Below are 20,828 nucleotides of genomic sequence, written 5' to 3' on the forward strand. Positions count from 1 at the left end.
GCTCCGCCCCCGGACCCCCGGTCCTCAATCGCCGGACGGGCTTGATTTTTCCCCCGGTTCACGGTCGCCCGCGGGCTGAATTTTCCTGTCCTGTGCAGCCCACATCAGGCAAAACCAGCCCGTCCGGCGATTGAGGACAAGCGGCGGGCTTCATCTTGCTGCTCCGGGATTGCCAGGTGCAGGCAAATCAAGCCCGTCAAGGGGGTCCCCCCTGCTCGAGCGAAGTCGAGAGCTTGGGGGAGATTGAGGACACGCGACCGGAGGTCGCTAGTGGAAGACGCGGGCGAGCGCCCGGCGGAGGCGGCCGCGGGCCGGGCGGTGGCCGGCCGCCAGGGCCGCAGTGAGGTCGCGGTGGTCGCCGAACTCGCGGACCACCTGCCAGTCGTGGCGGCCCGGCAGCGGCGGGGCCTGCTCTCCGCGCTGCGAGGCGCGATAGGCGTCGAGCATGTGCTGCTGGATGGCGTTCATGGGGCCACCGTGCGCCGCGGGCCGCGCAGTTGGCGCGTGGATTGACAGGGCGCGTCAATCGGTGGAGGCGTTGTCAGTGGGGGCAGGCACCATGGATGACATGAGCGTCTGCATCGACATCACCGGGCTGCCCCACGAGCGGATCACCTTCGGTCCCTCGCCCCTCGCAGAGCTCGGCGCCGCGCTGCACGCGCTGTCCGAGCCCGCCCATCACGCCCGGCTGCACGGCTGGATCACCACGACCAATGCTGGGCTGAAGCCCGAGCTCGCCGACCGGCTGACCGAGGCCGACTTCCTGTGGCGGTCCACCCGTTCCGACATCCTGCTGCCCGCCAGGCCGCGGGCGACTCTCACCGAGGAGCTCGACGACCTCGACCGCATGGAGGACGAGAAGTTCGTCGGTGCGGCGCTGGAAATATCGTGCGCCAGTCTCTACAGCGAGGGCGCGCCCTCCCCGCTGGTCGACGCCCGGATGCGGGAGCGTGCGCTCGATCTGGCCGCCGCGCGCGGACCGCGCCAGGCCGCGTTCGTCCGGCGGATGCTCGCCGATCCACCTGCTGTACGGGCCTGGATCCGCCGGCTTCTGGAGGACTGCGAAGACGCCTTCTTCGCCGACACCTGGGCGCGGGTGCGCGTCCAGCTGGCCGCCGACGCCCGGCACAAGACCGAGCTGCTGCGCCGCAAGGGGCTCGCGGAGGCCGTCGCCGCCGCCTCCCCCGCCCTGACGCTGGAGGAGGACGAGAAGGGCGTGCGTGTGGTGGTCGACAAGCTGACGCACGGCCGGACCACGGCCGCCGGGTCCGGGCTGACCTTCCTGCCGACCGCGTTCGGCTGGCCGCACCTCTTCGCGCTGCACGCACCCGGCTGGCAGCCCGTCGTGCAGTACCCGGTGCACACCCCGGACCTCGGCGCCGGGGCCGCGCCCGTCGAGATGGTCAAGCTGCGCCTGGAGGCGCTGGCCCACCCGATGCGGATGCGGATCTGCCGGAGCCTGGCCCGGGGGTCGTACACGACGAGCGAACTGGCCGACGCTTACGGGATCACGGCACCCGAGGTCTCGCGCCATCTCGCCGTGATGAAGAAGGCGGGCCTGCTGACGACGCAGCGGCGCGGGCGGTACGTACTGCACCAGCTGGACGCGGCCGTGGTGGCCCGGCTGGGGAGCGACTTCCTGGAGGGGGTGCTGCGTTAGGGGGTGCTGCGTTAGGGGGCGACGCGCAGGAGGAGCTTGCCCGTGGTCGTGCGCGTTTCGATCAGGCGGTGCGCCTCCGCCGCGTCCGACAGGGGCAGTTCGGCGGTGACCGGGAGTTCCGCCTTGCCGTCGGCGACCAGGGCGAAGGCCCGGTGCGAGAGGTCGCGCAGTGCGTCGGGGGCGGTGCCTGCGAGCGTCAGGATCGAGAAGGACGTCACCGAGCGGGCGCCCGGGTCGAGGTCGGCGCGGCCGAACTGCCAGGGGCCCTCGTCGCTCGAATTGCCGAAGTTGACGATCCGGCCGAAGGGGGCGAGCGAGTCCAGGCTGCGGCGCAGCGCCTCGCCGCCGTCGGAGTCGAGGATCAGGTCGGCGCCGCGTCCTTCGGCGGCGCGGGCGAGCTGGTCCGCCCAGTCGGCGCCGACGAAGACCTGGTCGTAGCCGTACTTGAGCGCGTACTCGGCCTTCTCCGGGCGCGATACGACGCCATAGACGGCGCCCGCGCCCGCGAGCTTCGCCAGCTGGCCGACGACCGTGCCGACGCCGCCCGCCGCGCCCTGGACCAGGACGGTCTCACCGGCGCCGAGCCGGCCCACCTCGTGGACGAGGGCGTGCGCGGTGGGCAGGACGGTGGGGAGGGTCGCGGCCGTACGGAGCGAAAGGCCGGCCGGGACCGGGAAGACGGTGGTGGCCGAGGCGACGGCGACCTCGGCGTAACCGCCGCCGGCGGTGAGGGCGGCGACCTCCTGGCCGACGGTCAGCCCCTCGACGCCCGCGCCCAGTGCGCGGACGCGGCCCGCGACTTCGAGTCCGGGGAGGAAGGGGAGGCTGGGAACGCGGTAGCCGGTGCTGCGGGCCTTGAGGTCGGCGAAGTTCACTCCGGCGTAGGCGACGTCGATCGAGACCTGGCCCGGGCCGGGCTCGGGCGTCTCCACCTCCGCCTCGCGCAGGACCTCGGGGGCGCCGAACTCGGTCACCTGGATTGCACGCATGGGAATCCCCTCCGGGTAAGGTGTTCGACGAAAGACGAACACTCGAAGTGTATGACCGTGATCGAACACCTGGCAAGGAGGGATCCGCCCCATGAGCCACCGCGCCGCCCCGGAACACACCCACCCCGACGACGTCCCCCTGCTCACGGCCCTCTCCGCGCTGGCCGATCCGGTGAGGATCCAGATCCTCAGGGAGCTGGCAGGGTCCCAGGAGTGGACGCGCACCTGCGGTTCCTTCGACGTGGACGTCCGCAAGGCAGCGCTGAGCCACCACTTCGCCGTACTGCGCGGAGCGGGCGTCGTCGAGCAGAAGGACGAAGGGGCGCGCCGGTTCAACCGGCTGCGCGGAGAGGAGTTCGGGACGCGCTTCCCCGGGCTTCTGGAGCTGGTGCTGCGCGGGGACTGAGCGGGCAGGGGCCCGGGTGGGCAGGGGCCCGAGCAGGCAGGGAGCGGCGCGGCCTCAGTGCGCGCCCGAGCCGCCTGCCCGCACAAGACCGGTCTCGTACGCGAGGACGACCACCTGGACCCGGTCCCGCAGGTTCAGCTTGGTGAGGATGCGGCCCACATGCGTCTTGACCGTGGCCTCCGACAGGACGAGGCGGGCCGCGATCTCGCCGTTGGAAAGCCCCTGGGCGACCAGCAGCATGACCTCCCGCTCCCGCTCGGTCAGCCGCTCGATCTCCTTGTGCTTCGGCTCGCCGCCCGCGCTCGGCAGCATCGGCGAGAAGCGGTCGAGGAGACGCCGGGTCGTCGAGGGGGCGACCACCGCGTCCCCGCTGTGGACCGAGCGGATCGCCGCCAGGAGCTCGCCCGGCGGCACATCCTTGAGCATGAAGCCGCTGGCGCCCGCCTTCAGCCCGGAGAACGCGTACTCGTCAAGGTCGAAGGTGGTCAGGATCAACACCTTCGGTGCATCGGGCGCCTCGCAGATCCGCCGTGTCGCCTCGACGCCGTCCATCCTCGGCATCCGTACGTCCATCAGCACGACGTCGACCGCCGTCGCCCGCAGGTTCTCGATCGCCTCCGCGCCGTCGCCCGCCTCGGCGACGACCTCCATGTCGGGCTGGGCGGCCAGCACCATACGGAAGCCGGTACGGAGGAGCACCTGGTCGTCGACGAGCATGACGCGGATTGACATGGCGGGGAGTGCCTTTCTGGTGGCTGGTGGCTGGCGGCTGGCGGCTAGTGGGCGGGCTTGAGCGGGAGCAGGGCGCTGATCCTGAAGCCTCCACCGGGCCGCGGCCCGGCGTCCAGCGTGCCGCCGACCATCCCGATGCGCTCGCGCATACCGATCAGGCCGTGCCCGGCCCCGTCGGCGCCGCCGTCCTCGTACATCTCGTGCGCCGCGCCCCGGCCGTCGTCCTCGACGAGCAGCCCGAGCCCGTCGTCGAAGTAGACCAGGCGCACGCTCGCGCCCGCGTCCGGGCCACCGTGCTTGCGGGTGTTGGTGAGGGCTTCCTGCACGATGCGGTACGCGGTGAGCTCGACGCCGCTGGGCAGCGGGCGCGCGGTCCCCTCGACGCGGAAGTCCACGGTCAGGCCCGCGGTGCGCACCTGCTCGACGAGATCCTCGATCTGCTGGACATCGGGCTGCGGTACGTACTCCCCCGCCTCCTGGTGCTCGCCCGTGCGCAGCACACCGAGCAGCCGCCGCATCTCGGCGAGCGCCTGGCGGCCGGTGGACGAGATGGTCTCCAGAGCCTGTTTGGCCTGGTCGGGCGAGGCGTCCAGGACATAGGCGGCCCCGTCGGCCTGGACCACCATCACCGAGACATTGTGCGCGACGACATCGTGCAGCTCGCGCGCGATCCTGGCGCGCTCGGCGGCGACGGCGACCTTGGACTGCGCCTCGCGCTCCCTCTCCAGGCGCGCCGCGCGGTCCTCCAGCTGGGCGAAGTAGGCGCGGCGGGTGCGCATCGAGTCGCCCATCACCCAGGCGAGGACGAAGGGGACCGTCATGATCACAGTGAGGGCGATGAACTGGAAGACACCGCGGGCGCCCGAGTCCGGCCAGCGCATCTGCGAGAGCGTCGCCGCGACGAGCCCGCCACCGAGCGCGGTGCGCGAAGCCCAGCGCTTCCCCTCGGCCGCGACGGTGTAGATGACCACCAGCATCGCGAAGTCGGCCGCCGACGGCCGTACATCGAGAACAAGCTGTGCCAGGCCCATCACGATGGCCAGCAGCAGCATCTTCTCGGGGGCGCGGCGGCGCAGCGCGACGACGGTGCACAGGCCCAGGAAGATCGGCAGGGATGCGATGAGCTCGACGCGGCTTGAGTCGGTCAGCATCGCCGCGTACTGCATACCGGAGAGCCCGAGCAGGAAGACGGCCCAGAAGCTGTCGACCCATGTCGGGTGTCTGCGGATGAAGTCATAGAGGCGTTGCACGTAACCCAGCGTAGGGATGCCGGACAGGTTCAAGGGTCAACCGGAGGACCGATCCGGTGACCGTCGGCGTACTCCCCAAGGTGGAGACTTGATGGCGTGACTGATGAGTGGCGCGGGTGGCGGGAGTCGGCGGAGGCCGCTCTGTACGGGGTGGACGGCTTCTATCTGCGGGCCGAGGGACCGGCCGGGCACTTCCGTACGTCCGTGCACGCATCGCCGCTCTTCGCCTCGGCGGTGGCCCGGCTGGTGACCGGTCTCGGCATCGAGGAACCGGCCGTGGTGGACATGGGGGCGGGACGCGGCGAACTGTTGACGGGGGTGCTCGCGGCGCTGCCCGAGGGCTTCCCCGTACGGGCGTACGCCGTCGAGCGCGCCCCCCGCCCGGCCGGCCTCGACCCCCGTATCGACTGGTGCGCCGAGCCGCCGGCGGGCGTGCGCGGACTCCTCTTCGCCAACGAGTGGCTGGACAACGTCCCCGTCGAGGTCGCGGAGTCCGACCCCGACGGGGTGGTGCGGTACGTGGAGGTCCGCCAGGACGGCGAGGAGCGCCCTGGCGCCCCGGTCACCGGGGCCGACGCCGACTGGCTGGCCCGCTGGTGGCCGCTGTCGGGGCCTGGCGAGCGCGCCGAGATCGGCCGCCCGCGGGACGAGGCCTGGGCGGCGGCGGTCGCCACGCTCGACGCGGGACTCGCGGTCGCCGTCGACTACGCGCACGCACAGGGCGCCCGGCCGCCCTTCGGCACGCTCACCGGTTTCCGCGCGGGCCGCGAGGTCCGTCCCGTACCCGACGGATCGTGTGACATCACGGCCCATGTCGCCCTGGACGCCTGCGCGCTGCCGGGCGCCGAGCTGCTGTCCCAGCGCGAGGCCCTGCACCGGCTCGGGGTGCGCGGCGAGCGCCCGCCGCTGTCGCTGGCGTCGACGGATCCGGCTGCGTACGTGAGGGGACTGGCGGCTGCGGGCGAGGCCGCCGAGCTGACCGCGCGCGGCGGTCTCGGCGACTTCGGCTGGCTGCTGCAGCGGGTCTGAACAGCTCTGAGAGACTGTGGCCCATGACGGAGACGACGGTAGGCATCGGCGGCGCCGCGGAGACCACCGACATGGTGCTCAACATCGGCCCCCAGCACCCATCGACCCATGGGGTGCTGCGCCTCCGCCTGGTCCTCGACGGGGAGCGCATCCAGCAGGCGGAGCCGGTCATCGGCTATATGCACCGCGGTGCGGAGAAACTCTTCGAGGCGCGCGACTACCGCCAGATCATCATGCTCGCCAACCGGCACGACTGGCTCTCCGCCTTCTCCAACGAGCTGGGCGTCGTGATGGCCGTCGAGCGGATGCTCGGCATGGAGGTCCCGGAGCGCGCGGTGTGGACGCGGACGCTCCTCGCCGAGCTGAACCGGACGCTCAACCATCTGATGTTCCTCGGGTCGTACCCGCTCGAACTGGGCGGGATCACCCCGGTGTTCCACGCCTTCCGTGAGCGCGAGGAGCTCCAGGCCGTGATGGAGGAGGTCTCCGGCGGGCGGATGCACTACATGTTCAACCGGGTCGGCGGCCTCAAGGAGGACCTCCCGCTGGGCTGGCTGGGCCGGGCGCGCGACGCCGTCGCCTCGGTGCGTTCGCGGATGGACGTGTACGACAAGCTGGTCCTCGGCAACGAGATCTTCCGCGGCCGCACGCGCGGGGTCGGCGTGCTGTCCGCCGAGGCCGTCCATGCGTACGGGGTGAGCGGCCCCATCGCGCGCGGCTCCGGTGTCGACTTCGATCTGCGCCGCGACGAGCCGTACCTCGCGTACGGCGAACTCCAGGACACCCTCAAGGTCGTCACCCGGACCGAGGGCGACTGCCTGGCCCGCTTCGAGGTGCTGCTCGGCCAGACCCACAACGCGCTGGACCTGGCGGACGCGTGCCTGGACCGGATGGCGGAGCTGGCGCCGGGGCCGATCAACCAGCGGCTGCCGAAGGTCCTCAAGGCCCCCGAGGGGCACACCTACGCGTGGACCGAGAACCCGCTGGGCATCAACGGCTACTACCTGGTGTCCAAGGGCGAGAAGACGCCGTACCGCCTCAAGCTGCGCTCGGCGTCGTTCAACAACATCCAGGCGCTCGCCGAGCTGCTGCCGGGGACGCTGGTCGCCGACATGGTGGCGATCCTGGGTTCGCTCTTCTTCGTCGTGGGCGACATCGACAAGTAATCGACAAGGAGCGGCAGGCCTTCCCCGGGCGGGTCCGACGCCTAGGAGATCGCGCTCCGCAGCTGCGCGACATCGATCTGCTCGGTCTCGTCGTGCGCGGTCAGGTCGATGACCTGACCGATTCCGCGGCTGTCGGCCGACTTCTCGTTGCGTACGGCTTCGAGTGCCTCGGCGCCCACCACGTCCGCCAGGTCCTCCTTCTCCAGGTCCGCGGCGGCCTTCTGCGCGACCTGGTTGCCGAAGAAGTCGAAGTTGCCCAGCTGGCGGCGTACGGCCCTGTTGTGCGTCGGGGCGTACGGAACGACCGCCGTTGCCGGGACATTGCGGGGCACGGGAAGGGCGGACGTCGGGCGGGAGTGGTCACTCCCGGCGGCCGCCGAGGGCTTCCCCTTGTGGTCCTCCGCCTCCCCGGTCCGGTCGCAGACCAGGTTCTCCAGGGCGCGAGCGGCCCTGGCGTACGCCGCGGGCGTCGGTGTGGAGACGGCCGCGGGCAGGGCCCGTACCGGTGATGCCGCCTCGATCGCGAGGAGGCGGCGGCTCTCCAGGACACCGGCCCGCTCGGTCTCGGCGTTGGCGTAACGGCGCAGCAGCGCGGCGTGCTCATTGCGCAGACCGGCCAGCTCGACGCGCTTGGCGCGGAGCCTGCCGTCCAGGCGGGTGCGCAGTTCGCGCGATTCCTCGAGGTCGGCCTCGAGCTCGGCTATGCGCTCCTCGGTCTTCCACTCGTCGGCCACGCGCGCGCGCGTCAGCTCGGCGACGCGGCGGCCCGCGGTCCGGTCCCAGCCGCGCATCAGTACGGCGCCGCCGACCGCGGCGGCAGCCGCGGCCGCGACGAGGCCGCGCAGCACCACAGGGTCGGCGAACAGCCAGGCGCCGGCGGCGCAGAGGATCGACGCACCGGCAATGGCCGAGGGCTGGAGGAGCTGGTGCAGGGGTGGGGAATGGCGGTGTCGTCCACGTGGCATGGGCGAAATTTACCGTGCGGAACCGCCGAATGGATGACCGCCCGGCCTATTGTTCCCAGCCGGTTACCTCCATTCCCCACAATCTCCTACTTGATCAGGCCCTTGGACTTCAGGTACTCCTTCGCGACGTCCGCCGGCTTCGCGCGCTCGCTGTCCACCTTGCGGTTCAGAGCGACCAGATCGTCGGTCGTCAGGGCCTGGGTGAGCTTGGCCAGAGCGTCGGCCACCTCGGTCGCACCCGCGTCCTTGGCATTGACCACAGGAAGCACGTTGTCCGCGTTCTGGAGCTTCTTGTCGTCCTCCAGGAGTACGAGACCGAAGCTGTCCAGCGTCGCGTCGGTCGTCGTGGTCAGCACCAGCTGGTCCGTGCCGTCCTTGACCGCCTGCTTGGCCTGCGGGGTGCCGACGCCCTTGGGGTCGATGCCGGTGACATCGATGCCGTACTTCGACTTCAGACCCGGCGCGCAGAACGGCCGGATCGTGCATTCGTCACCCGCGGCGATCTTGACCTTGACCTTCGACTTCCCCAGGTCCGAAAGCGTCTTCAGCTTGTTCTTCGCGGCGAATTCCTTGGTGACCGCGAAGGCGTTCTGGTCGACCGCCCCGCCCGCGGGCAGCACCTTGAGGCCGCGAGGCTCGGCGAGCTTGGTCAGCGCGGCGACGGTGGCGGCGACATCACCGGAGGCGACCGGAGCCGCCTTCGCGCCGTTCGCCTTGGCGTTGAGGAACTCGGCGAGCGTCGCCGCGTACTCCGGTACGACGTCGATCTCGCCCTTCTCCAGGGAGGGCTCGTACAGCTCGCGGTTCTTCACCTCCGTGACGGAGGTCTGGTAGCCGGCGTTCCCCAGCACCTGTGCGTACAGCTCGGCCAGCACCTTGGACTCGGTGAAGCCGGCCGCGCCGACGACGAGCGAGCCCTTCTTGGCGGTGTCCGAGCCGCTGGACGAGGCCTCGCCGCTCTTGTCCTTCTCCAGGCTGTCGCCGCCGCACGCGGCCAGCGAACCCGCGAGGGCCACCACACCGAGTACCGCGCCCGCTATGCGCGAGGTTCTGCTCATGAGCTCCACCGTCCAAGGAAGTAAAAGGAAGTAAGAAGTGATTACGCGGTCTTGCGCCTCGGGTCGAGCAGCCGGTCGGCCGCCACCAGAAGTCCCTCGACGACGAGGGCCAGCGCGGCAACGAGCAGTGCGCCCGCCACCACCTGCGGAGTGTTGTACGTGTTGAATCCGGCCGTGATGATCCGGCCGAGGCCGCCCCCGCCCGTCATCGCGGCCAGCGTCGCGGTGGCGATCACCTGGACCGCCGCGGACCTGAGCCCGGTCATGATCAGCGGGTAGGCAAGGGGCAGTTCGACCCGGAGGAACAGCTGGCCCCCGGACATCCCCATCCCCCGCGCAGCCTCCACAACCGAGCGGTCCACCTCGCGCATTCCCGTGTACGCGTTGGTGAGCAGCGGCGGTACGGCGAAGAGCACCAGCGCGATGACCGTCGGCACATCGCCCTGCGACCGCAGTGGCGTCAGCATCAGCAGCGCCAGCACCGCGAAGGTCGGTATCGCCCGCCCCACGTTGGAGATGTTGACAGCGAGCGCCCCGCCCTTGCCCAGATGCCCCAGATACAGCGCGAGCGGCAGCGCGATCAGACAGGCGAGCCCGAAGGCGAGCCCGCTCACCGTCAGATGCTGCGCCAGCCGGTGCCAGACCCCGCTCTCCCCCGACCAGTTGGCCCCCGTGCTCAGCCACGGCCAGGCCTCCCCGATGTTCCTCATGGCTCAGCCCGCCTTCACCGCGGTGGCGGCTTCGGCCGAGGCCGCCCGCGGCGTACGTATTCGGGTCCAGGGCGTCAGCAGCCGCTGCACACCGAGCAGCAGCAGATCGGCGACCACCGCGAGCAGCACGCACAGCACCGAGGCCGTCAGCACCTGAGCCTTGAACAGCGTGTCCACCCCGTCCCCGATGAGGTTGCCGAGCCCGCCCTTGCCCACGATCGACCCGACGGTCGTCAGCGCCACCGTCGACACGGTCGCTATGCGCACCCCGGCCAGCAGCACCGGCAGCGCCAGCGGCAGTTCGACCTCCCAGAGCAGCCGCACGGGCCCGTACCCCATCCCGCGCGCCGCCTCCTTCGCGTCCTCCGGCACCGCTTCGAGCCCGGCCAGGATGTTCCGTACGAGAATCGTCAGCGAATACAGCACCAGGCCCGTGATGACGAGCCCGGCCGAGAGCCCGAACAGCGGCAGCAGCAGCGAGAACATCGCCAGTGAAGGCACCGTGTAGAGGGTCGTCGTCAGCCCGAGGACGGGCCCGGCGAATCCGCGCCCCCGCCGCGCGAGCAGCGCCAGCGGAAAAGCGATCACCAGGCCGATCGCGACGGAGATCGTCGTGATCCACACATGCTGGACCGTCGCGTCGATCAACTCCTGCTGACGGGAGCGGAGATATTCCCCGCAGATCCAGTCATTGGTCACCAGACAGTTCGCGCTGCTCACCCGCCCCCACCCCCTCGTACTCTCTTCGAACTCACGTCTGGCCGACCCTATCCCTGACCACTGACAATCACCGAGGGCCGTCGCATTGCAGCAACATGGCCTTCACAATCGGCCCGGCACAATGGGGAATCATGATTCGTTTCGAGCACGTGACCAAGCGGTACGCGGACGGCACCATGGCCGTCGACGACCTCTCCTTCGATGTCGCCGAGGGTGAACTGGTCACGCTCGTCGGTCCTTCCGGCTGCGGCAAGACCACCACGATGAAGATGGTCAACCGCCTCATCGAGCCGACCGGCGGCCGGATACTCCTCGACGGGGAGGACATATCCGCCATCGACCCCGTCCAGCTCCGCCGCCGTATCGGCTATGTCATCCAGCAGGTCGGCCTGTTCCCGCACAAGACGGTCCTGGACAACACCGCGACCGTCCCGCACCTCCTGGGCGTCAAGAAAGCCCAGGCTCGCGCCCGCGCCGCCGAACTCCTCGACCTGGTGGGCCTCGACCCTTCCGTCTACGGCGGCCGCTACCCCGACCAGCTCTCCGGCGGCCAGCGCCAACGCGTCGGCGTGGCAAGAGCCCTGGCCGCCGACCCGCCCGTGCTCCTCATGGACGAGCCCTTCGGCGCCGTCGACCCGGTCGTCCGCGAGCACCTGCAGAACGAGTTCCTCGCGCTCCAGAAATCACTGCGCAAGACCGTCCTCTTCGTCACCCACGACATCGAGGAGGCGGTCCGCCTCGGCGACCGCATCGCCGTATACGGGCAGGGCAGGATCGAGCAGTTCGACGCGCCCGCCACCGTGCTCGGAGCGCCCCGAACCCCCTATGTGGCTGATTTCGTCGGCGCCGACCGCAGCCTCAAGCGCCTCTCCGTCACCCCGATCGAGCGCGGCGACCTGGAGCAGCCGCCCATCGTCCACCTCGACGACCCGCTCCCCCTGCCCACAGCCATCGACCGCTGGGCGGTCGTTCTCGACAGCGAAGAGAATCTGCACGGCTGGATCTCCGCCGAACAGGCCGCGTCCGGCAAGGGTCTGGTGCGCGACCACGCCCGCCGCATGGAGGCCTGGCTTCCCGTCGGCGCCTCGCTCAGGCAGGCGCTGGCCACCATGCTCCAGCACGACGCCGGCTGGATCGCGGTGATCGACGAGGACAGCGTCGGCCGCTTCCTCGGCGCCCTCACCCCCGCCCGCCTGCACGAAGCCCTGCGCCGCTCGACCGCGGCCGACGCCAGGGACATCCCCCGTACCGAAGTGGAGCTGGAGACCATCAGCCGGTGAGCCTGCCGCTCAGCCACTCCAGGGTCGCCGGGATCTCCCGGCGCCAGGTGTTGAAGTTGTGGCCGCCGTTCTCCAGCACCATCGACGAGACCCGGGTCGGCGGCTTCGCTTTCGCAAGGAACTTCATCGTGTTCTTGTAGTTGCCCTCGCCCTGCCTGCTGGTGGTCACCATCAACGAGACGTCGGGTGCGGGCAGTTGTCCCAGGCTCCGGAGCAGGTCCGCGCGGTGCCGGGCCTTCGCGTCGCCGTGGAAGAGATCACCGGTCGTCACGTCCTCGGCGGCCTTGTAGTACGCGGAGAGTCCGGCACCGGCGCCGTACACGTTCGGGTGATGCATCGCGATCTTCAGCGCGCAGTAGCCACCGGTCGAATCACCGACGAAACCCCAGCTCCGCGCCGTGCTCCCGACCCGGTACGACGTGTGCACCGCCCGCGGCACATCCTTCGCGAAGAAGGTCTCCGCCTGCGGCCCGCCCGGCACGTCCACACACTCGGTGTCACGCGGCGGCGCCACCGTCGGCCGCATCATCACCAGCACCATCGGCTGCATCCGCCCGGCCCTGGCCAGCTTCAACGCGGTCTGCGGGTAAGCCAGTCCCTTGATCAGGTTCATCGCCACACCGGGATAGCCGGTGAGCACCACGGTCGCGGGGAAAGTCCGTTTCGCGTACTTCGCCTGGAAGTACTCCGGCGGCAGATAGATGTACGCGGGACTCGCGATCCGTGACGCCTGCCCGTCGATCAGGACCTTCTGGATCTGTCCACTCACCCGTGGTCCGCGGCCCCCCTTGACGTCCAACTCCTGTTTCCCCAGCACCTGTACGCTCCTGCTTCCCGAACGCGCCGTTCCGGCGGCGTGGTCGACGACCACGCCGGGGGTCTGTTCCCTGCCGACGAGGTCGGCCCAGGATCCGTAGAAGAGGAACGAGTTGTTGGCGAGGAGCCCGACCATGGTGAAGATGGCCAGCTGCGTCGCCAGGAGCAGCCCGATACGCCCCACCACGGCGCGCCAGGTGCGGCGGGCCAGTCGCGGCCAGAACAGAATCGTCACGACGAACAGCACCGTCGCGAGCACTACCGCCAGCGCAAGGACCTTGTGGCTGGTGAGACCCATGTGGAGATCAAGCTTTCTTCCATAGATTTTCCGGGGAACGGGTGAACCGGCTCCCCTGAAGCGCCGTCCTAGTGGACACAAAATGTCCGGATCTCTTGCGGAGCCGTGGGAAGCATGTCTGTCAGGCTAGATGGGGATAAATCAGCAACGGTTCCGATTCGTGTACGGCGGGCCATGCAGGGCCCCCGCCCCGAAAAGGTGCCCTCACTCGTCGGAACGGCCTGCGCTGTCGTGGGTCTCCTCGACATCGCGGGCGGGGTCTTCCCGCGCTTCAGGCACAGCAGGATGCACGCGGTCGCGGAGGTACTGCCAGGGACGCTCGGCCCGTTCACGGCCGCGCTGGCCCTGAGCGTCGGCGTACTGCTGCTGCTCCTCGCGCACGGTCTCAAGCGCCACAAGCGCAGGGCCTGGCGGGCCGCGGTGATACTGCTGCCGGCCGGCGCCGTCGCACAGTTCACCTGGCGTCACTCGGTCCTGGGATCGGTGATCTCGCTGGTCCTGCTCTTCCTGCTGCTGCGCCACCGCACCGAGTTCGTGGCCCTCCCCGACCCGCGCAGCCGCTGGAAGGCGCTCGCCAACTTCGTGCTCCTGGGCGCGGGTTCGATCAGCCTCGGCCTGGTCATCGTCAGCGTCCACCCGCAGCGCACCATGGGCACGCCCAGCGTCGCGGACCGTCTGCAGCACGTGCTGTACGGACTCTTCGGCTTCGAGGGGCCCGTCGAGTACGCCGGTGACACCTCATGGACCGTCGCGTACTCACTGGGCGCACTCGGCCTGCTGACCGCCGTCACCACCATCTATCTGGCCTTCCGCCCCGAGCACCCGGCGGCCCGCCTCACCGACGAGGACGAGCGGCAGCTGCGCGCCCTGCTGGCGAAGCACGGCGGCCGCGACTCGCTCGGCCACTTCGCGCTCCGCCGCGACAAGGCCGTCGTCTTCTCCCCCAGCGGCAAGGCGGCCGTCACCTACCGGGTGATCTCGGGCGTGATGCTCGCCTCCGGCGACCCGATCGGCGACGTCGAGGCCTGGCCCGGCGCGATCGAGCGCTTCATGGACGAGGCCAAGGCGCACTCCTGGACCCCCGCCGTCATGGGCTGCAGCGAGACGGGCGGCGAGGTCTGGACCCGCGAGACCGGACTCGACGCGTTGGAGCTGGGCGACGAGGCGGTGGTCGACGTAGTGGATTTCTCGCTCGCCGGGCGCGCGATGCGCAACGTACGCCAGATGGTGAAGCGCATCGAGCGCAATGGCTACGAAACCCGCGTCCGGCGCGTTCGTGACCTCGGCGAAGCCGAATTGGTCGACATCAGGGCGGCCGCGGAGGCCTGGCGCGGCACCGACACCGAGCGCGGTTTCTCCATGGCGCTCGGCCGGATCGGCGACCCGGGCGACGGCGACTGTGTGATCGCCACCGCCCACAAGGCCGACGCGGCATCCCCGTACGGCGACCTGAAGGCGATCATCCACTTCGTCCCCTGGGGGCGCGACGGCATGTCGCTCGAACTGATGCGCCGCGACCGCTCGGCCGACCCCGGGATGAACGAACTGCTGATCGTCGCCTCGCTCGAAGCCTCTCCCGCCCTGGGCATCGAGCGCGTCTCGCTGAACTTCGCGATGTTCCGCGCGGCACTCGCACGCGGCGAGAAGCTCGGCGCGGGACCGGTCCTGCGGGGCTGGCGCGGGCTCCTCGTCTTCCTCTCCCGCTGGTTCCAGATCGAGTCCCTGTACAAGTTCAACGCCAAGTTCCAGCCGCGCTGGGAGCCCCGCTTCGTCGTCTTCCGCAACAACAGCGACCTCCCCCGGATCGGCATCGCAGCGATGCAGGCGGAGGGATTCGTGAACTTCGCGCTCCCCCGTCCCTTCGCCCGCCGCCGGGTCGCCGTGCCCCGCCCCTGCACGCACATCCCGCCTCCCTCCCCGTCCAGAGCCAAGGACGCCGAGTTCAACCCGGCGTAAGGACGCTCCGCACGGGCCTAGGCTGGACACATGAGTACGTTGCGCGGGCGGGGGAAGGTCCAGGGACTGCCGGAGTGGGACCGCTGTGCGGTCATGGGGGTCGTCAATGTGACCCCGGACTCCTTCTCCGACGGGGGCCGCTGGTTCAGTGCCACGGCCGCCGTCAAACACGGCCTGGACCTGGTCACCGAGGGAGCCGACCTGGTGGACGTCGGCGGTGAGTCCACGCGCCCCGGCGCCTCCCGGGTGGACGAGGACGAGGAGCTGCGGCGGGTGCTTCCCGTCGTACGCGGCCTGGTCTCCGAGGGCGTCACCGTCTCCGTCGACACCATGCGTGCCACGGTCGCCGAACAGTCCGTCGCGGCCGGCGCGGTCCTGGTGAACGACGTGAGCGGCGGCCTCGCGGACCCCGCGATGATCCCCGCCGTCGCCGCCACGGGCGCGCCCTTCGTCGTCATGCACTGGCGCGGCTTCAGCGAGGCCATGAACAGCCGTGCGGTCTACGCCGACGTGGTGGCCGAGGTCGTCTCGGAGCTCCGCGACCGGATGGAAGCGGTCATCGAGGGCGGGATCGCCCCCGAGCGGATCGTCATCGACCCCGGTCTCGGCTTCGCCAAGCAGGCCGAACACGACCTGGCCCTGGTCGCCCACCTCGCCGAGCTCCACGCACTGGGCCGGCCGCTGCTGGTCGCCGCGTCCCGCAAGCGCTTCCTCGGCCACGTACTCGCACACGAGGGGGCGGCCCCGCCGCCCGCCCGCGAGCGCGACGCCGCCACCGCCGCGATCTCCGCGATCTCCGCCCATGAGGGCGCCTGGGCGGTGCGCGTCCACGAGGTACGGGCGACGGCCGACGCGGTACGGGTCGCCCGCGCCGTCGAGGGCGCCCGGTGACCGCCCCGGCCGATCTCGAAGCGGTCGAGCTCGCCAACACCGCCTTCTACGAGACGATGGAGCGCGGCGACTTCGACGAACTCTCCGACCTCTGGCTGGACGGCGACTCCGACGTGGAGATCTCCTGCATCCACCCGGGCTGGCCGGTTCTCACGGGACGCGGCGAGGTGCTCCGCTCGTACGCCCTGATCATGGCGAACACCGAGTACATCCAGTTCTTCCTGACCGATGTGAAGGTCGCGCTCGCCGGTGACATCGCCCTGGTGACCTGCACGGAGAACATCCTCAGCGGCGGCCCCGCCGAGGAGAGCGGCGAGCTGGGCCCGCTCGTCGGCCAGCTGGTCGTCGCCACCAATGTCTTCCGCCGCACCCGCGACGGCTGGAAGCTCTGGTCGCACCACGGATCACCCGTTCTCGCCGAATCCGACGAGTCCGACGAAGGAACAGACAGCGAGGATTGAACAGGGGCCCCCAGGGTATGGGCGGGTACCACCCGACCCGACGCCTGTCCACAGCCCCCGTGGGCGGGCGCTGTCAGTGCTCGCAGGTAGATTCGAACGAGGACGTTGTGCCGACCGCACTCGGCGCATGCGCCCTACTCACCGATTGAAGCAGGAGTGATTCGCGTGGATCGTGTCGCGCTGCGCGGCCTCAAGGCCCGTGGGCACCATGGCGTCTTCCCCCGGGAGCGCGAGGAAGGCCAGACCTTCATCGTCGACCTGGTGCTCGGCCTCGACACCCGCCCCGCGGCGGCCGACGACGACCTGGCGAAGACCGTGCACTACGGCGTGGTGGCCGAGGAGGTCGTGGACGTCGTCCAGGGGGAACCGGTCGACCTGATCGAGACGCTCGCCGAGCGGATCGCCCAGCAGTGCCTCAAGCACGAAGGCGTCCAGGAGGTGGAAGTGGTCGTCCACAAACCGGACGCGCCGATCACCGTCCCCTTCGACGACGTGACCATCACCATCACCCGGAGCCGCGCATGACTGCCAGTTTGTACGGGGGCTCCCAGAGCGACCCGACGGTCCAGCCCGTGCCCGCCTCCGTGACCGAGCAGGTCGACGCCGCTGACGTGACCCTCTCCAACCCCAAACGGGCCGTGCTCTCGCTCGGCTCCAACCTGGGCAACCGTCTGGAGACCCTGCAGGGCGCGATCGACGCCCTGGAGGACACCCCCGGACTCCGGGTCAAAGCGGTCTCCCCGGTGTACGAGACGGAGCCGTGGGGCGTCGCCCCGGGCTCCCAGCCCTCCTACTTCAACGCGGTCGTGGTCGTGAAGACGACCCTGCCGCCCTCCTCGCTCCTGGAGCGCGGCCAGGCCATCGAAGAGGCCTTCGACCGGGTACGGGACGAACGCTGGGGCCCGCGCACGATCGACGTCGACATCGTGGCGTACGCCGACGTCCTCTCCGACGACCCGGTCCTCACCCTTCCGCACCCGCGCGCCCATGAGCGGGCCTTCGTCCTGGTGCCATGGCACGACGTGGAGCCGGAGGCCCAGCTGCCCGGCCGCGGCGCGGTGGCCGAGCTCCTGGTCGGCCTCGGCAACGAAGGCGTACTGTCCCGCCCCGATCTGGAACTCCGCCTGCCCGAGTGACGTTGCCCTCTGGGAGGCATCAACCTGTGAAGCAACTACGACTCGGCGTACTGGCCGGCCTGTTCGTCGTGGCCGGAGTCCTGTCCTGGGCCGGCGCCCGGCTGTGGGACTCGGTGGGCACGCTGCCGAGCGTGCCGCTGGCCGCGCCGATCGTGCTGGCGCTGATCGCCGTCACCCTGCTCGCGACGGCGCTCTCGCTGCGTGCCCGGCTGCGGGCCCAGCGGGAGCGCCGGCCCGGCGCGAAGGGCGTGGAGCCGCTGATGGCGGCCCGCGCGGTGGTCTTCGGCCAGGCGAGCGCGCTGGTCGCGTCGCTGGTCTGCGGGATGTACGGCGGCACGGGCGTCTTTCTGCTCGGCCAGCTCGACGTCTCGGCCCGCCGGGACCAGGCGATCTACGCCGCCTTCTCGGTGGCCGCCGGAATCGCGGTGGTCGCGGCGGCCCTCTTCCTGGAGCGCGTGTGCAAGCTCCCCGAGGACGAGAACGACACCAGCCAGGGCGCGCCCGCCTAGGACGCCCCAGGCCCCAAGCCCCAGGTCCGAGGTCCGAGGTCCGAGGATCTACCGGGCCATGATCAGGCTCATCGCCTCGGCGCGCGTCGCCGGGTGGCGCAGCTGCCCGCGCACCGCCGAGGTGATGGTCTTCGCGCCGGGCTTGCGCACCCCGCGCATCGTCATGCACATGTGCTCGCACTCGATGACGACGATGACACCGCGCGGCTCCAGGATCTTCATCAGCGATTCGGCGACCTGGGTGGTCAGCCGCTCCTGCACCTGCGGGCGCCGGGCGTAGACGTCCACCAGCCGGGCCAGCTTCGACAGCCCCGTGATCTTGCCTTCCACGGACGGGATGTACCCGACGTGGGCGACGCCCGTGAACGGCACCAGATGGTGCTCGCAGTGGCTCTGCACCTCGATGTCCTTCACCAGGACCATCTCGTCGTGGCCGAGATCGAACGTCGTCGTCAGGACGTCCTCGGGCTTCTGGCGCAGCCCCGCGAAGAGCTCCTTGTACGCCCGTGCCACGCGCGCGGGGGTCTCCTGGAGGCCCTCGCGGTCCGGGTTCTCGCCGACCGCGATGAGAAGCTCGCGTACGGCGTTCTCCGCGCGCTTCTCGTCGAACGCGCCGATCGTGCTCTCGCCGTCCAGCGTTATCGGGTCGGTCATCGGTGTGCCTCGCTCCTCGTCAACAAAAAGTGCAGCGCCCCCCAGGCTAGAACCTGGGGGGCGCGATGTGCATTCCGGGGCTGCCGGGGCTGATCAGCTCTCGGGACGGTCCTCGGGGACCGGCTCGGGGACTGCCTCCACGGCGGCCGTGGCCGCACCGTTGGCGCCGGTGGCGCCGGTGGTGAGTGCCAGCTCTCGCGGTGAGAGCACCGGCGGACGTGTCGAGGGCGTACGCCGGGACGATCCGGTCCACGCCGGGCGGGCGGGACGCCTCACGATGCCGGCGAAGACCTCGGCGATCTGCTCCTTGTTCAGTGTCTCCTTCTCGAGGAGAGCCAGAACCAGGTTGTCGAGGACGTCGCGGTTCTCGACCAGGATTTCCCAGGCCTCGTTGTGCGCCGTCTCGATGAGCTTCTTGACCTCTTCGTCGACGAGCGCCGCGACCTCTTCCGAGTATTCGCGAGCGTGGCCCATCTCCCGGCCGAGGAACGGCTCGGTGTTGTCTCCACCGAACTTGATCGCGCCCAGACGCTCGGTCATGCCGTACTGCGTGACCATCGCGCGAGCGGTGGTCGTGGCCTTCTCGATGTCGTTGGCCGCGCCCGTGGTCGGGTCGTGGAAGACGAGCTCCTCGGCCGCACGCCCGCCCAGCATGTATGCCAGCTGGTCGAGCATCTCGTTGCGGGTCGTGGAGTACCTGTCCTCGTCAGGAAGCACCATCGTGTAGCCGAGTGCACGGCCGCGCGACAGGATCGTGATCTTGTGGACCGGGTCCGAGTTGGGGGAAGCCGCCGCGACCAGGGCGTGTCCGCCCTCGTGGTACGCGGTGATCTTCTTTTCCCTGTCGGACATGATCCGGGTCCGCTTCTGCGGTCCCGCCACGACACGGTCGATCGCCTCGTCCAGCGCTTCGTTGTCGACGAGCTTCAGATTGCCGCGTGCGGTGAGCAGCGCGGCTTCGTTCAGCACGTTGCCAAGGTCGGCGCCGGTGAAACCGGGGGTGCGACGGGCCACTGCGGCCAGATCGACGTCCGGGGCGACCGGCTTGCCCTTCTGGTGAACCTTGAGGATCTCCAGACGGCCCTGCATGTCCGGACGGTCGACCGCGATCTGGCGGTCGAAACGGCCGGGCCTGAGAAGAGCCGGGTCAAGGATGTCGGGACGGTTCGTGGCGGCGATCAGGATGACGCCGCCCTTCACGTCGAAGCCGTCCATCTCGACCAGGAGCTGGTTGAGGGTCTGCTCGCGCTCGTCGTGACCGCCGCCCATGCCGGCACCGCGGTGCCGGCCGACGGCGTCGATCTCATCGACGAAGACGATCGCCGGGGCGTTCGCCTTGGCCTGCTCGAAGAGGTCACGCACACGGGACGCACCGACACCGACGAACATCTCGACGAAGTCGGAACCCGAGATCGAGTAGAACGGGACGCCCGCCTCACCCGCGACAGCGCGGGCCAGCAGCGTCTTGCCCGTACCCGGAGGTCCGTACAGCAGGACACCCTTGGGGATCTTGGCGCCGACGGCCTGGAACTTCGCCGGCTCCTGCAGGAACTCCTTGATCTCCTGGAGTTCCTCGACCGCCTCGTCGGCCCCCGCCACATCGGCGAAGGTCGTCTTGGGGGTGTCCTTGGTGAGCAGCTTGGCCTTGGACTTCCCGAACTGCATGACGCGGGAGCCGCCGCCCTGCATCTGGTTCATCAGGAAGAGGAAGACCACGACGATGAGGACGAACGGCAGCAGCGAGAGCAGGATGCCCAGGAAGGCGTTCTGCTTCTCCACCGAGACCGTGTAGCCCTTGGGGATGTCCCCGTTGGACGACTCGGTCTGCAGCTGCGCCGCGATCTGAGTGCCCTGTGCGTCGCCGATGTAGTTGGCCTGGAATTTGCTGCCGGACTCGCCGTCGACCTTTTGGCCGTCCTTCAGCTGAATCTTGATGACGTTCTGATCACCTGTGGTGATCTTTGCCTGCTCGACCTTCTTGTCAGTGATCGCCTGGACGACCTTGGAGGTGTCCACTGACTTGTAGCCGCCTGACGAGCCGACGACCTGCATCAGCACGACCACGGCCAGGACGGCCAGCACGATCCACATGACCGGCCCACGGAAGTATCGCTTCACGTCCATCCATACGGGGCGGACTTA

The 20,828-nt window shown here is 70.0% G+C and carries 22 protein-coding genes; 11 read left to right on the forward strand and 11 right to left on the reverse strand.

Going from position 1 to position 20,828, the window contains the following annotated elements:
* Positions 1–267 precede the first annotated feature (267 nt).
* Positions 268–468: a hypothetical protein gene (locus tag J0695_RS16695; RefSeq protein ID WP_206962850.1), complete on the reverse strand. Its 201-nt coding sequence runs from the start codon at positions 466–468 to the stop codon at positions 268–270.
* A gap of 100 nt (positions 469–568) precedes the next feature.
* Here J0695_RS16695 and J0695_RS16700 point away from each other — a divergent pair, with 100 nt between their 5' ends.
* Complete coding sequence (locus tag J0695_RS16700) at positions 569–1,660, forward strand: DUF5937 family protein (protein ID WP_206962851.1); 1,092 nt, start codon at positions 569–571, stop codon at positions 1,658–1,660.
* Positions 1,661–1,671: 11 nt separating this feature from the next.
* Here the strand turns inward: J0695_RS16700 and J0695_RS16705 are convergent, their stop codons facing one another.
* Positions 1,672–2,649 carry a quinone oxidoreductase family protein gene (locus J0695_RS16705; protein ID WP_206962852.1) on the reverse strand — a complete coding sequence of 326 codons (978 nt, stop codon included), beginning with the start codon at positions 2,647–2,649 and terminating at the stop codon, positions 1,672–1,674.
* Positions 2,650–2,740: 91 nt separating this feature from the next.
* Here J0695_RS16705 and J0695_RS16710 point away from each other — a divergent pair, with 91 nt between their 5' ends.
* On the forward strand, positions 2,741–3,055 hold the full coding sequence (locus J0695_RS16710; protein ID WP_206962853.1) for an ArsR/SmtB family transcription factor: 315 nt from the start codon (positions 2,741–2,743) through the stop codon (positions 3,053–3,055).
* A gap of 54 nt (positions 3,056–3,109) precedes the next feature.
* Here J0695_RS16710 and J0695_RS16715 read toward each other — a convergent pair whose 3' ends face one another.
* Both J0695_RS16715 and J0695_RS16720 read right to left on the reverse strand, forming a co-directional pair.
* Positions 3,110–3,787, reverse strand: coding sequence for a response regulator (locus J0695_RS16715; protein WP_206962854.1), 678 nt, complete (start codon positions 3,785–3,787; stop codon positions 3,110–3,112).
* Positions 3,788–3,831: 44 nt separating this feature from the next.
* Positions 3,832–5,037, reverse strand: coding sequence for a sensor histidine kinase (locus J0695_RS16720; RefSeq protein ID WP_206962855.1), 1,206 nt, complete (start codon positions 5,035–5,037; stop codon positions 3,832–3,834).
* Positions 5,038–5,133: 96 nt separating this feature from the next.
* Between J0695_RS16720 and J0695_RS16725 the strand changes: the two genes are divergently transcribed.
* Positions 5,134–6,066 carry an SAM-dependent methyltransferase gene (locus J0695_RS16725; protein ID WP_206962856.1) on the forward strand — a complete coding sequence of 311 codons (933 nt, stop codon included), beginning with the start codon at positions 5,134–5,136 and terminating at the stop codon, positions 6,064–6,066.
* Positions 6,067–6,089: 23 nt separating this feature from the next.
* A complete protein-coding gene (locus tag J0695_RS16730; protein ID WP_206962857.1) occupies positions 6,090–7,232 on the forward strand; it encodes an NADH-quinone oxidoreductase subunit D in 1,143 nt (380 codons plus the stop codon).
* Positions 7,233–7,273: 41 nt separating this feature from the next.
* On the opposite strand, the gene J0695_RS16735 is transcribed toward J0695_RS16730, so the two are convergent.
* From J0695_RS16735 to J0695_RS16750, 4 genes are all read right to left on the reverse strand, one after another.
* Positions 7,274–8,197, reverse strand: a complete 924-nt coding sequence (locus J0695_RS16735; protein ID WP_206962858.1) for a hypothetical protein — start codon at positions 8,195–8,197, stop codon at positions 7,274–7,276.
* An 86-nt stretch (positions 8,198–8,283) separates the two neighbouring features.
* Positions 8,284–9,255, reverse strand: coding sequence for an ABC transporter substrate-binding protein (locus J0695_RS16740; protein WP_206962859.1), 972 nt, complete (start codon positions 9,253–9,255; stop codon positions 8,284–8,286).
* 41 nt (positions 9,256–9,296) lie between these two features.
* Entirely contained in the window at positions 9,297–9,965 is a 669-nt protein-coding gene (locus tag J0695_RS16745) for an ABC transporter permease (protein ID WP_206962860.1), read from the reverse strand.
* 3 nt (positions 9,966–9,968) lie between these two features.
* Positions 9,969–10,685: an ABC transporter permease gene (locus tag J0695_RS16750; RefSeq protein ID WP_206962861.1), complete on the reverse strand. Its 717-nt coding sequence runs from the start codon at positions 10,683–10,685 to the stop codon at positions 9,969–9,971.
* A gap of 131 nt (positions 10,686–10,816) precedes the next feature.
* On the opposite strand from J0695_RS16750, the gene J0695_RS16755 reads away from it, so the two are divergent.
* Positions 10,817–11,965, forward strand: coding sequence for an ABC transporter ATP-binding protein (locus J0695_RS16755; protein ID WP_206962862.1), 1,149 nt, complete (start codon positions 10,817–10,819; stop codon positions 11,963–11,965).
* Here the strand turns inward: J0695_RS16755 and J0695_RS16760 are convergent.
* Entirely contained in the window at positions 11,955–13,079 is a 1,125-nt protein-coding gene (locus tag J0695_RS16760; protein ID WP_206962863.1) for an alpha/beta hydrolase, read from the reverse strand. The genes J0695_RS16755 and J0695_RS16760 overlap by 11 nt on opposite strands.
* Positions 13,080–13,193: 114 nt before the next feature.
* Between J0695_RS16760 and J0695_RS16765 the strand changes: the two genes are divergently transcribed.
* The 6 genes from J0695_RS16765 to J0695_RS16790 all read left to right on the forward strand — a co-directional run bounded on the left by J0695_RS16765 (position 13,194) and on the right by J0695_RS16790 (position 18,032).
* Positions 13,194–15,035, forward strand: coding sequence for a phosphatidylglycerol lysyltransferase domain-containing protein (locus tag J0695_RS16765; RefSeq protein WP_206962864.1), 1,842 nt, complete (start codon positions 13,194–13,196; stop codon positions 15,033–15,035).
* Positions 15,036–15,065: 30 nt separating this feature from the next.
* A complete protein-coding gene (gene folP / locus J0695_RS16770) occupies positions 15,066–15,926 on the forward strand; it encodes a dihydropteroate synthase (protein ID WP_206962865.1) in 861 nt (286 codons plus the stop codon).
* A complete protein-coding gene (locus tag J0695_RS16775; protein ID WP_206962866.1) occupies positions 15,923–16,387 on the forward strand; it encodes a nuclear transport factor 2 family protein in 465 nt (154 codons plus the stop codon). The genes folP and J0695_RS16775 overlap by 4 nt, the downstream gene beginning before the upstream one ends.
* 165 nt (positions 16,388–16,552) lie before the next feature.
* On the forward strand, positions 16,553–16,912 hold the full coding sequence (gene folB, locus J0695_RS16780; protein WP_105868679.1) for a dihydroneopterin aldolase: 360 nt from the start codon (positions 16,553–16,555) through the stop codon (positions 16,910–16,912).
* Positions 16,909–17,523, forward strand: a complete 615-nt coding sequence (folK, locus tag J0695_RS16785; protein ID WP_206962867.1) for a 2-amino-4-hydroxy-6-hydroxymethyldihydropteridine diphosphokinase — start codon at positions 16,909–16,911, stop codon at positions 17,521–17,523. The genes folB and folK overlap by 4 nt, the downstream gene beginning before the upstream one ends.
* A gap of 26 nt (positions 17,524–17,549) precedes the next feature.
* On the forward strand, positions 17,550–18,032 hold the full coding sequence (locus tag J0695_RS16790; protein WP_206962868.1) for a DUF3180 domain-containing protein: 483 nt from the start codon (positions 17,550–17,552) through the stop codon (positions 18,030–18,032).
* Positions 18,033–18,080: 48 nt separating this feature from the next.
* Here the strand turns inward: J0695_RS16790 and folE are convergent, their stop codons facing one another.
* On the reverse strand, positions 18,081–18,686 hold the full coding sequence (gene folE, locus J0695_RS16795) for a GTP cyclohydrolase I FolE (protein ID WP_206962869.1): 606 nt from the start codon (positions 18,684–18,686) through the stop codon (positions 18,081–18,083).
* 93 nt (positions 18,687–18,779) lie between these two features.
* Complete coding sequence (gene ftsH / locus J0695_RS16800; protein WP_206962870.1) at positions 18,780–20,810, reverse strand: ATP-dependent zinc metalloprotease FtsH; 2,031 nt, start codon at positions 20,808–20,810, stop codon at positions 18,780–18,782.
* Positions 20,811–20,828: the final 18 nt, after the last annotated feature.

Origin of the sequence: Streptomyces beijiangensis (assembly GCF_017315755.1) — a bacterium.
Lineage (GTDB): Bacteria > Actinomycetota > Actinomycetes > Streptomycetales > Streptomycetaceae > Streptomyces > Streptomyces beijiangensis.

Coding starts and splice junctions, on each gene's coding strand:
- J0695_RS16695 (WP_206962850.1), bottom strand. CDS start 468: ATGAACGCCATCCAGCAGCACATGCTCGACGCCTATCGCGCCTCGCAG.
- J0695_RS16700 (WP_206962851.1), top strand. CDS start 569: ATGAGCGTCTGCATCGACATCACCGGGCTGCCCCACGAGCGGATCACC.
- J0695_RS16705 (WP_206962852.1), bottom strand. CDS start 2,649: ATGCGTGCAATCCAGGTGACCGAGTTCGGCGCCCCCGAGGTCCTGCGC.
- J0695_RS16710 (WP_206962853.1), top strand. CDS start 2,741: ATGAGCCACCGCGCCGCCCCGGAACACACCCACCCCGACGACGTCCCC.
- J0695_RS16715 (WP_206962854.1), bottom strand. CDS start 3,787: ATGTCAATCCGCGTCATGCTCGTCGACGACCAGGTGCTCCTCCGTACC.
- J0695_RS16730 (WP_206962857.1), top strand. CDS start 6,090: ATGACGGAGACGACGGTAGGCATCGGCGGCGCCGCGGAGACCACCGAC.
- J0695_RS16735 (WP_206962858.1), bottom strand. CDS start 8,197: ATGCCACGTGGACGACACCGCCATTCCCCACCCCTGCACCAGCTCCTC.
- J0695_RS16740 (WP_206962859.1), bottom strand. CDS start 9,255: ATGAGCAGAACCTCGCGCATAGCGGGCGCGGTACTCGGTGTGGTGGCC.
- J0695_RS16745 (WP_206962860.1), bottom strand. CDS start 9,965: ATGAGGAACATCGGGGAGGCCTGGCCGTGGCTGAGCACGGGGGCCAAC.
- J0695_RS16755 (WP_206962862.1), top strand. CDS start 10,817: ATGATTCGTTTCGAGCACGTGACCAAGCGGTACGCGGACGGCACCATG.
- J0695_RS16760 (WP_206962863.1), bottom strand. CDS start 13,079: ATGGGTCTCACCAGCCACAAGGTCCTTGCGCTGGCGGTAGTGCTCGCG.
- J0695_RS16765 (WP_206962864.1), top strand. CDS start 13,194: ATGTCTGTCAGGCTAGATGGGGATAAATCAGCAACGGTTCCGATTCGT.
- folP (WP_206962865.1), top strand. CDS start 15,066: ATGAGTACGTTGCGCGGGCGGGGGAAGGTCCAGGGACTGCCGGAGTGG.
- folK (WP_206962867.1), top strand. CDS start 16,909: ATGACTGCCAGTTTGTACGGGGGCTCCCAGAGCGACCCGACGGTCCAG.
- folE (WP_206962869.1), bottom strand. CDS start 18,686: ATGACCGACCCGATAACGCTGGACGGCGAGAGCACGATCGGCGCGTTC.
- ftsH (WP_206962870.1), bottom strand. CDS start 20,810: ATGGACGTGAAGCGATACTTCCGTGGGCCGGTCATGTGGATCGTGCTG.